This window comes from Natronospira sp., assembly GCF_007134575.1.
GTDB lineage: Bacteria > Pseudomonadota > Gammaproteobacteria > Natronospirales > Natronospiraceae > Natronospira > Natronospira elongata.
This window is the reverse complement of the sequence record NZ_SLKM01000248.1, coordinates 1-6982: the sequence shown is the minus strand read 5'-3', so window position 1 is coordinate 6982 and position 6982 is coordinate 1. Positions and strand designations below refer to the sequence as shown.

7 protein-coding genes are annotated in these 6982 nt (G+C 60.7%); 4 read left to right on the top strand and 3 right to left on the bottom strand.

The genetic code is table 11. From position 1 onward, the window contains the following. A partial coding sequence (locus tag ACJWXQ_RS09945) for a response regulator (RefSeq protein ID WP_406672736.1) occupies nt 1-1680 on the top strand: 1680 nt, incomplete at its 5' end. A 47-nt stretch (nt 1681-1727) separates the two neighbouring features. Beyond that, nucleotides 1728-2225 carry a chemotaxis protein CheW gene (locus ACJWXQ_RS09940; protein WP_346050875.1) on the top strand — a complete coding sequence of 166 codons (498 nt, stop codon included), beginning with the start codon at nt 1728-1730 and terminating at the stop codon, nt 2223-2225. A 36-nt stretch (nt 2226-2261) separates the two neighbouring features. Here ACJWXQ_RS09940 and ACJWXQ_RS09935 read toward each other — a convergent pair whose 3' ends face one another. From ACJWXQ_RS09935 to argE, 3 genes are all read right to left on the bottom strand, one after another. Next, the gene (locus ACJWXQ_RS09935; protein WP_406672735.1) at nt 2262-2972 is read right to left on the bottom strand and encodes a 16S rRNA (uracil(1498)-N(3))-methyltransferase; all 711 of its coding nucleotides are present in this window, start codon (nt 2970-2972) and stop codon (nt 2262-2264) included. 14 nt (nt 2973-2986) lie between these two features. Continuing rightward, the gene (locus tag ACJWXQ_RS09930; protein WP_346050873.1) at nt 2987-4339 is read right to left on the bottom strand and encodes an adenosylmethionine--8-amino-7-oxononanoate transaminase; all 1353 of its coding nucleotides are present in this window, start codon (nt 4337-4339) and stop codon (nt 2987-2989) included. A 555-nt stretch (nt 4340-4894) separates the two neighbouring features. Then, on the bottom strand, nt 4895-6043 hold the full coding sequence (gene argE / locus ACJWXQ_RS09925) for an acetylornithine deacetylase (RefSeq protein ID WP_346050872.1): 1149 nt from the start codon (nt 6041-6043) through the stop codon (nt 4895-4897). Nucleotides 6044-6104: 61 nt separating this feature from the next. Here argE and ampD point away from each other — a divergent pair, with 61 nt between their 5' ends. Together ampD and ACJWXQ_RS09915 are read left to right on the top strand one after the other, a co-directional pair. Next, complete coding sequence (gene ampD / locus ACJWXQ_RS09920; protein WP_346050871.1) at nt 6105-6671, top strand: 1,6-anhydro-N-acetylmuramyl-L-alanine amidase AmpD; 567 nt, start codon at nt 6105-6107, stop codon at nt 6669-6671. A gap of 108 nt (nt 6672-6779) precedes the next feature. Further along, a partial coding sequence (locus ACJWXQ_RS09915) for a hypothetical protein (RefSeq protein WP_406672734.1) occupies nt 6780-6982 on the top strand: 203 nt, incomplete at its 3' end.

Below are 6982 nucleotides of genomic sequence, written 5' to 3'. Positions count from 1 at the left end.
CTGGAAATCGAGATCGAGGCACAGGTCCGATATCAGTGGGAGATGGAGGAAGGCGAGACCAACCCGGAATTCGATCCCCTGGAGTTGGACCGTTATTCAGCCCTCCAGCAGTTGTCTCGAGCGCTGCAGGAATCCGTGAGTGACCTGGTCAGCCTCCAGGGCTTGCTGTCCAACCATGCCCGTGAGGCGGAAACCCTGTTGGTTCAGCAGTCCCGGGTGAATACCGATCTCCAGGATGGGCTCATGCGTACCCGCATGCTGCCCTTCTCGCGTCATGCGCAGCGTCTCCGCCGTCTGGTGCGCCAGACCGCCGCGGAGGAAGGCAAGGAAGTGGAATTGCGCCTGATCGGCGGCGAGGGCGAGATGGATCGCCAGGTGCTGGAGCGGATTATTGCGCCCCTGGAACACATGTTGCGTAACGCAGTCATTCATGGCCTGGAAAAGCCTGAAGCGCGGGATCAGGAAGGCAAGCCCAAGGAAGGTCTGATCGCCATCGAGCTACACCGGGAAGGTTCGGAGGTGGTGATTGAAATCATGGATGATGGTCGCGGCCTGAACGTTGAGAAGATTCGCAAGCGTGCTGAAGACATGGGCATGCTCCGTCCGGGCAGTGACTTGCCGGAGTCCGATGTTATCCAGTTTATCCTGGAACCCGGCTTTTCCACCGCCGACACCGTGACTCAGTCAGCCGGTCGGGGCGTGGGAATGGATGTAGTCCATAGCGAGATCAAACAGCTCGGCGGTAGCCTTCACATGACGTCCAGTGAGGGCGTGGGCTCCCGTTTCACGATTCGATTGCCCTACACCCTCGCCATTACCCAGGCCTTGATGGTGGAAGTGGCGGATGAAGTGTTTGCCATTCCGTTGCCGTCCATCGAGGGTATCGTGCGTATTCCACGGGATGAGGTTCAAGAAAAACTGGGCCAGGAGAATACGAGTTTCCGTTATGGTGGACGTGATTACGAGCTACAGCATTTGAGCGGCATGCTTGGCTTTGGCCAGCCAAACCTGACGGATGACGTCGCATCACTTCCTGTGCTTCTGGTGCGCGTGGGTGATCATGCCTCGGCGCTTGTCACCGAAGGCATGCGGGGCAGCCGCGAGGTGGTGGTGAAATCCGTCGGTCCGCAGATCGCCAACGTTCGCGGCATCTCCGGTGCCACCATCATGGGTGATGGCAGCATCGTGCTCATCCTTGATGTCGGTGGCATGGTCCGCGGCGGTGTCCGGGCGGTGACCACCGACATGGCCGATGCCCAGCCTGAACCGACCCGGGATGAGCCGCCGACCGTGATGGTGGTGGACGATTCCATCACCGTGCGTCGCGTCACCGAGCGCCTGCTCAAGCGTTACGGACTGAATGTGATGACTGCCAAGGATGGTGTGGACGCGCTGGCCGAGCTGCAGGATCGAAAGCCCGACGTCATGCTGCTGGACATCGAGATGCCGCGCATGGATGGTTATGAGCTGGCGACCCATATGCGTAATGATGAAGAGCTCAAGTCGGTGCCTATCATCATGATCACCTCCCGTACCGGCGACAAACACCGCAACCGGGCCTTTGAGATTGGTGTGGACCGTTATCTGGGCAAGCCCTATCAGGAAACCGAGCTGATGGAGAATATTCGCTCGCTGGTCAGTGATTTTGATCCCCAGAGAACGCGTTGGGGTAATGACTAATCTCGGCCCACAGCCCGGCGGCCATGCATTTGGATGGATGAGCTCTCATGACTGAGCGGATTGAAGATGTTTATAGTCTCCTGGTGCCCATCAGTGGTGGCAAACTGATCGTGCCGCGCACGGCAGTGAGTGAGGTGATGGGCTATAGCCCGCCCCGTGGCCGGCCGGATAATGCGCCGGAATGGTTTATGGGCATGGTTCGCTGGGAGCGCCAGGAAGTTCCCCTGATCTGTTTCGAAGCCGCCTGCGGCCGGGGGATTCCCGAAAGCAGCAGCCGAACCCGAATCACCTATTTTCACGCCCTCAAGGGCTGGCTCAACCCGCCCATCCTGGCGATCATGACCCAGGGTTACCCTTACCTCGTGAGGGTGACCGAGGGGGTATTGAGCGCGGGTGGGCAGCCCGACCTGCCGGAGCGGGCGCCGGTGATCACCCAGGTACGAATGGCCAATGAGCGGCCTCTGGTTCCGGACCTGGAAAGCCTGGAAGAGCGTATTCGGGAGTACCTCCCCGAGCGTGCCGAGGCAATTGGCGACGAAGGTTAGACTGGGCGCCTGAGCCCGGAGCGGGAAGCGTGTGTCTCAGAAATCCCCGTGCAACGCTTGCAGGGCGGCCAGTGCCGCTACGCCGGCGGTTTCTGTCCGGAGAATTCGAGGCCCCATGCGAATACCCCGATAGCCCGCTTCCCTGAGTACCGTAAGCTCCAAATCACTCAAGCCCCCCTCGGGTCCAACGACCAGTGTCATACTGTCGTGCCTTTCCAGAGATGACAGGGTTTCGCTGCCATTGGGGTCCAGGAACAGACCCAGGCCGTCGGGATTGGGTGGACTATCCATCAGCGTGCTCGGCGTGCCGAGCTCCGGCAGCCGGTTGCGTCCGCACTGTTCGCAGGCGGAAACGATCACCCCCTGCCAATGGGCCATCCGCTTTGCCAGCCTTTTCTCATCCAGCCGCACCACACTTCTTTCACAGAAAATCGGATGGATGGCGCTGACCCCAAGCTCAACCGCCTTTTGCAGGCTGTAATCCATCCGGTTGCCGCGGCTGATGCCCTGCACCAGAGTGAGTGCCAGTGGTGATTCCACCTCGCGCTCAATGGACTCGCCGATCAGAACCCGGTCTTCCCCCAACAACTCACCCTCGTGCTCATGCCCCCGACCGTCAAAGACCTGCACGGGATGTCCGTCTTTCAGGCGCAGGACACGACGCAGATGATGGGCCGTGTCACGCGTCAGGCTAAGCTCCTGGCCGACCGCCAACTGAGCGTCAAGAAGTACTCTGGGTATGCGCATGGCAGCATTCTCATTCAGTCACGGGTAGCCAGGTCAATGCCCTCCAGGGCCATTTTCGCCACATGGTCGATCTGCGACTCGGTGATCACATAGGGCGGCATGAAGTAAAAGACATGGCCCAGGGGCCGCATCAAAACCTCGTTGGCCAGGCCGTGCTGGTAAACCTTCAGCCCGCGCCTTTCATGCCAGGGGAAGGGCTCCCTACGCTTAGGATCCTTCATCATCTCCGCCGCCAGAATCATGCCATGCTGACGCACCTCCCGCACATGGGGGTGATCGGCAAGTGGTGCAAACGCCCGCGCTGCGTGCTCAGCCAGCTCCCGATTACGCACGATAATCTGATCATCTTCGAAGATCTTCAAGGTCTCAAGCGCAACACGGCAAGCCAGGGGATTGCCGGTATAGCTGTGCGAGTGGAGGAAGGCGGTCAGATTGTCGTATTCATCGTAGAAGGCCTGATAGATCTTCTCGGTGGTCATGACCGCCGAAAGGGGCAGATAACCGGCGGTGAGGCCCTTCGACAGGCACATGAAATCCGGAGTGATATTGGCCTGCTCGCAGGCGAACAAGGTGCCGGTGCGCCCGAAGCCTACTGCAATCTCATCGGCAATCAGGTGGATATCGTATTCATCGCAGGCCTCCCGGAGCAGCTCCAGATAGACCGGATGATACATGCGCATCCCACCGGCACATTGCACCAGGGGCTCAAGAATGACCGCACTAACCTCTTGGTGGTGACGGGCAATCAGCTTCCGCATGGGCTCGAACTGTCGGCGGGAATAGGCTTCCCAGGATTCGCCCTCTTCGCGCTCGAAACAGTCGGGCGTTGGTGCGGCCAGGGTCTCCATCAGCAGTGGACCGTAGGTTTCCTTGTAAAGGGCCACATTGCCCACTGCCAGGGCGCCCAGGGTTTCGCCATGGTAGCTGTTGGCAAGCGTAATGAAGCGCTTTTTCTCAGGTCGGCGCAGGTTGCGCCAGTAGTGGTAGCTCATCTTCACTGCTACCTCGACTGCTGCCGAGCCATTGTCGGCGTAGAAGCAGCGGCTGAGCCCGGCTGGGGTCACCTCCACCAGCTTCTCCGCCAGCTCTACGGCCGGTTCATGGCTAAAGCCGGCGAGAATCACATGTTCCAGCGATTCCATCTGGTCGCGGAGGGCGGCATTGATTCGCGGATTGGCATGCCCGAAGAGATTCACCCACCAGGAGCTGATGGCATCGATGTAGCGGTTGCCGTCAAAATCCTCCAGCCACACCCCCTTGCCCCGTTTCACCGGGACCAGTGGCAGCCATTCGTGGTCCTTCATCTGGGTGCAGGGGTGCCAGAGCGCGGCCAGGTCCCGCGCCACCAGGGAAGCGTTGTCCGTCATCGTTGAAAGCCCTTATTGTGTAAACCAAATGTTGCGTATTCTGGTTTACCGCCCCTTGCAACGCAATGGGCTTCGGTTGAGGTAAGCCCTTTCGATGCGGTGACGGGTTGCGTCCCGGCTTCGGTCCTGGTGGCCTTGCTCAGGGACGTAGACCCATCCCTGGGGGCTCTGCACGCGACGTCCTGTCGCTCACAGCCCTGAGCAAGCCCACCAGGACCGAAGCCTACCTTTGGTGGCGGTCACCTGGGCAGTGCTAGCGGAGGGTTTGGTTCAGTCTTATGTCTTGTTGCCATTCGGAGGACCTAAATCGCGGCAGTCCTGCCGCGATTAAACGGGCCGAATCGACGACCATCGGCTCGATATCAGAATATGCCATCAGCATGCACGGCCCAGGTGACCCCCAACAAAGGTAGGCCTGTCGCCACCTAGGCCGGAACGTAACCCGTCACCGGCGTCGAAGGGGATTACCCCAACCGAAGCCCACGAAACCCTTGGCAAGAAATAGCGCCAAGAAACCGCCCCGATTGCGCCCAGACAGCCTTGAATACCGTGCGCCTAACCCGACTTGAGACAAAAACGCCTGATCAGCCCATCGATCAGGTCCAGGGTGGGCTGGAGGGTGTCGATGGCCAGGTATTCGTCGGGCTGATGGGCCTGGGCGATGTCACCGGGGCCGATGATGACGGTATCGATGCCCAGCTCCTGCAGGAAGGGTCCTTCGGTGGAGAAGGCCACCGCCTCGGGTTCCCGGCCTGTGAGTTCGGTGACCGCCTGGACAATGGCCGCGTCCTCCGGCGTATTCAGGCCGCCCACGCCCTCGAATAGGGGTAGAAACTCAATCCCGAGACCGCTGTCCGCCAGACTTTCCCTGATCCGTTCGCGAAGCGCCTCACGGGTCGCATCCAGGTCCTGCTCGGGCAGGGTTCGCAGATCGAAGTGAACTTCTGCCTCCGGGCAGATACGGTTGGGATTATCGCCGCCGTGGACATGGCCCAGGTTCAGGGTCGGCGAGGACACATGGAAGGCCGCGTTGTGATACTGGCGGGCCATCTCCTCGCGAAAGGCCATCAACTCCGCAATCGCCCGGTGCAGCCCATCAATGGCGTTATTGCCCAGCTTGGGATCGCTGGAGTGGCCCGAGCGCCCCTTGAGGCGAACGCCCTCCATGAAAATCCCCTTGTGCAGATGCACGGGGGTCAGCCTGGTCGGCTCACCGATGATGGCGCAGCGGGCCCGCAGACTGTGATCCGCCACCAGAGCCTTGCCGCCGGCCATGGAGGACTCCTCGTCGGCGGTACCCAGTATGATGATGGGCTCTGCCAGATCTTCCGCTCGATAGCGGCTGGCCACTTCGATGGCTAGGGCCAGGAAGGCCTTCATGTCGCAGGTGCCCAGGCCGTACAGCTTGCCGTCCCGCTCGGTCAGCGTGAAGGGGTCGCTGTTCCAGCGATCTTGGTCAAAGGGAACGGTATCGGTGTGCCCGGACAGGACCAGCCCGCCGTTGCCCCGCCCCAGCGTGCCAATGACATTGAATTTGTCCTCTCCCTCCACCGGCATCAGGCGCACTTCGAAACCCAGATCCTCCAGCCATTCCGCCAGCTTTTCCGATACCTCGCGGTTGCCGGTATCGAATGCGGGACTGACGCTGCTCATGGAAGGGCAGGCGATCAGCTCTCGAATCATCTCTTCCACGCTCGGGTGCATGGGGCCTCCTTTGCTATAGTCGGTGGCGCTTGGTCCACCTTATCCCAGGAGCCTGTCCCAGTTGAACCGCTTGCCGCAGATTCACAATGGCTGGATGGAGGGTGCCGCCCGCCATCCCTCGCCCAACGCCGATCACCGCCCACCGGATTGTGAGCCGTCGCTGCTGGTTATTCATGCCATCAGCCTGCCGCCGGGCGAGTTCGGTGGCCCCTGGGTGGATAAGCTCTTCCTCAATCGCCTGCCGGCCGACGGTCACCCCTTCTTCAAGGCAATCGAGGGCTTGCGGGTCTCCAGTCATTTGTTTATCCGCCGTGACGGCAGTCTCGTGCAATACGTGCCTTTTCATCGCCGTGCCTGGCATGCGGGACGCTCCCGCTTCCAGGGCCGACGGGCCTGCAATGACATTGCCATCGGGATTGAGCTGGAGGGGACCGACGATTTGCCGTTTACCGACGCCCAGTATCGTCGTCTCAGTTGTTGCGCCGCCAGCTTGCTGCTGACCTATCCGGCAATCACGCCGGAGCGAATGGTGGGCCACAATCACATCGCCCCGGGCCGAAAGACCGATCCGGGGCCCCATTTCTCCTGGTTCCGCTTTCGCAATGGCGCTGTGGGCATGGGCACCTGATGGCGGTTTTCGGACTTATTTGGCTGTGCCGCGGGCCGGGAGCATGGCATGATGAACACCGAATCCGGACCACGGATTGACACCGCAATGCGACAAGGGGGCTGACGCATGTACTTTCTGGCCATAATTGCTGCCCTGGCACTGGAACGTGCCCTGCGGGCGGCTGACCTGGAACATTTTCGCCGTGCCCACTGGTTTCCCTACTATCGGGACCAATTCCTGACCTTGATCGGGCGTTTGCCCGGCGCGATCGGGCCCTTGGGTGTGTCGCTGATCTGCCTCTTGCCCACCGTCCTGGTCTGGCTGGCCAT